The following is a 3229-nucleotide window of genomic DNA, read 5'->3' as shown; positions in this document are numbered from 1 at the left end:
CGATAACGTGATCAATGCCAGCGAATCCGGCGAGACCATTGCGGTCAGCGGTAAAGTGGATAACGACGTCAAAGCCGGTGATGCAGTTACCGTGAAAGTCGGTACCGAGACTTATCAGACGACGGTGAATGCGGATGGTAAAACCTGGAGCGTGAACGTGCCGGGATCGGTGCTGGCGGCGAATGGTGATGTGAGCGCGACGGTCACTACGCGTGATGCTGCAGGTAACACTACGACTGCGAATGCCAGCCACGCCTACGGTGTTGATACCGTTGCACCAACCGCCTCGATTACTATCGATAATGTCACCAGCGATAACGTGATTAATGCTGCTGAGTCCGGCCAGACCATTGCGGTGACGGGTAAAGTGGATAACGACGTCAAAGCCGGCGATGCGGTTACGGTCAAAGTCGGCACCGAGACCTATCAGACCATGGTGAATGCGGATGGCAAAACCTGGAGCGTCAATGTGCCGGGCTCTGTGCTGGCCGCCAACGGTGATGTTAGCGCCAGTGTGACCACGCGCGATCCAGCAGGTAACGTCACCACCGCCAATACGATTCATGCTTACGGTGTCGATACCGTTGCACCAATCGCCTCGATTACTATCGACAATGTCACGTCCGATAACGTCATCAACGCCGCCGAATCCGGACAGACAATTGCCGTCAGCGGTAAAGTCGATAATGACGTGAAAGCGGGTGATGCGGTTACGGTCAAAGTCGGCACCGAGACCTATCAGACGACGGTGAATGCCGATGGCAAAACCTGGAGCGTGAATGTACCGGGATCGGTATTAGCCGCCAACGGTGATATGAGTGCGACCGTCACCACGCGCGATGCGGCAGGTAACGTCACCAGCGCCAACACGAATCATGCTTACGGTGTCGATACGGTTGCGCCGACCGCGTCCATTACAATCGACGATGTGACGTCGGATAACGTCATCAATGCGGCCGAATCCGGACAGACGATTGCCGTCAGCGGTAAAGTCGATAACGACGTTAAAGCGGGCGATGCGGTTACGGTTAAAGTCGGTACCGAAACCTACCAGACCACCGTCAATGCGGATGGTAAAACCTGGAGCGTGAACGTTCCCGGTTCAGTGCTGGCGGCGAATAGTGATGTGAGTGCCACGGTCACCACGCGCGATGCGGCAGGCAATGTCACCACCGCGAATACCCATCATGCCTACGGCGTGGATACGGTTGCACCAACCGCCTCGATTACTATCGACGATGTGACGTCGGATAACGTGATTAATGCCAGCGAATCCGGCCAGACCATTGCGGTCACCGGTAAAGTCGATAACGATGTCAAAGCGGGCGATGCGGTCACCGTTAAAGTCGGCACCGAGACCTACCAGACCACTGTCAATGCCGATGGTAAAACCTGGAGCGTCAACGTACCGGGATCGGTATTAGCTGCCAATGGCGATATCTCTGCCAGCGTGACAACACGCGATCCAGCAGGTAACGTCACTACCGCCGATACTACTCATGCCTACGGTGTCGATACCGTTGCGCCAACGGCATCGATCTCTATTGATAACATCACGTCCGATAACGTCATCAATGCCAGCGAGTCCGGGCAGACGATAGCAGTGACGGGTAAAGTCGATAACGACGTCAAAGCGGGTGATGCGGTTACCGTTAAAGTCGGCACCGAGACCTATCAGACCACCGTTAATGCCGATGGTAAAACCTGGAGCGTCAATGTGCCGGGATCGGTGTTAGCTGCGAATGGTGACGTCAGCGCTACCGTCACCACGCGCGATGCGGCAGGTAACGTCACCAGCGCCAACACGAATCATGCTTACGGTGTCGATACGGTTGCGCCAACGGCCTCGATATCTATCGATAACGTCACCAGCGATAACGTGATCAACGCGGTCGAATCCGGTCAGACGATTGCCGTGACGGGTAAAGTCGATAACGACGTCAAAGCGGGTGATGCGGTTACGGTTAAGGTCGGTACCGAGACCTACCAGACCACCGTCAATGCGGATGGCAAAACCTGGAGCGTGAACGTGCCGGGATCGGTACTCGCCGCCAACGGTGATGTGAGCGCGACGGTCACTACGCGTGATGCTGCAGGTAACGCTATGACTGCGAATGCCAGCCACGCCTACGGTGTTGATACCGTTGCACCAACCGCCTCGATTACTATCGATAACGTCACCGCCGACAATGTCATCAATGCCAGCGAATCCGGCGAGACCATTGCGGTCACCGGTAAAGTGGATAACGACGTCAAAGCGGGTGATGCCGTTACGGTTAAGGTCGGCACCGAGACCTACCAGACTACCATCAATGCCGATGGTAAAACCTGGAGCGTCAATGTTCCGGGCTCGGTACTGGCGGCGAATAGCGATGTGAGCGCCAGCGTGACCACACGTGATGCGGCAGGTAATGTCACTACCGCAGACACGAATCACACTTACGGTGTCGATACGGTGGCGCCAACCGCCTCGATTTCTATTGATGATGTGACATCCGATAACGTGATTAACGCGGCGGAATCCGGTCAGACGATTGCGGTCACTGGTAAAGTGGATAATGACGTTAAAGCGGGTGACGCGGTTACCGTGAAAGTCGGTACCGAAACCTACCAGACCACCGTCAATGCCGATGGTAAAACCTGGAGCGTCAGTGTTCCGGGTTCTGTATTAGCCGTCAATGGCGATGTCAGCGCTACCGTGAACACACGCGATGCGGCAGGTAACGTCACGACGGCGAATACCAGCCACGCTTACGGTGTCGATACGGTTGCACCGACGGCGTCGATTTCTATCGATAACGTGACGTCGGATAACGTGATTAACGCGGCCGAGTCCGGCCAGACCATTGCGGTCACCGGTAAAGTCGATAACGACGTCAAAGCGGGTGATGCGGTTACCGTTAAAGTCGGCACCGAGACCTACCAGACCACCGTCAATGCTGATGGTAAAACCTGGAGCGTGAACGTACCGGGCTCTGTATTAGTTGCGAATGGCGATATCAGCGCGACAGTCACCACACGCGATACGGCAGGCAACGTCACCACCGCCAATACGACTCATGCCTACGGTGTCGATACGGTTGCGCCAGTTGCCTCGATCTCTATCGATAACGTCACGTCCGATAACGTCATCAACGCGGCCGAATCCGGACAGACGATTGCCGTCAGCGGTAAAGTCGATAACGACGTCAAAGCGGGTGATGCGGTTACCGTTAAAGTCGGTACCGAA

At 55.6% G+C, this 3229-nt stretch carries 1 protein-coding gene; it reads left to right on the top strand.

Features of this window, described 5'->3' with window-relative positions; translation table 11 throughout:
* Nucleotides 1-3229: beta strand repeat-containing protein (locus tag WCT94_RS20595; RefSeq protein WP_336871572.1), on the top strand; the 3229-nt coding region annotated here is incomplete at both ends.

This window comes from Pectobacterium sp. 1950-15, assembly GCF_037136835.1.
In the GTDB taxonomy this organism is placed as follows: domain Bacteria; phylum Pseudomonadota; class Gammaproteobacteria; order Enterobacterales; family Enterobacteriaceae; genus Pectobacterium.
Note: the sequence above shows the minus strand (reverse complement) of the source record. Positions and strands in the feature narration are given on the sequence as shown.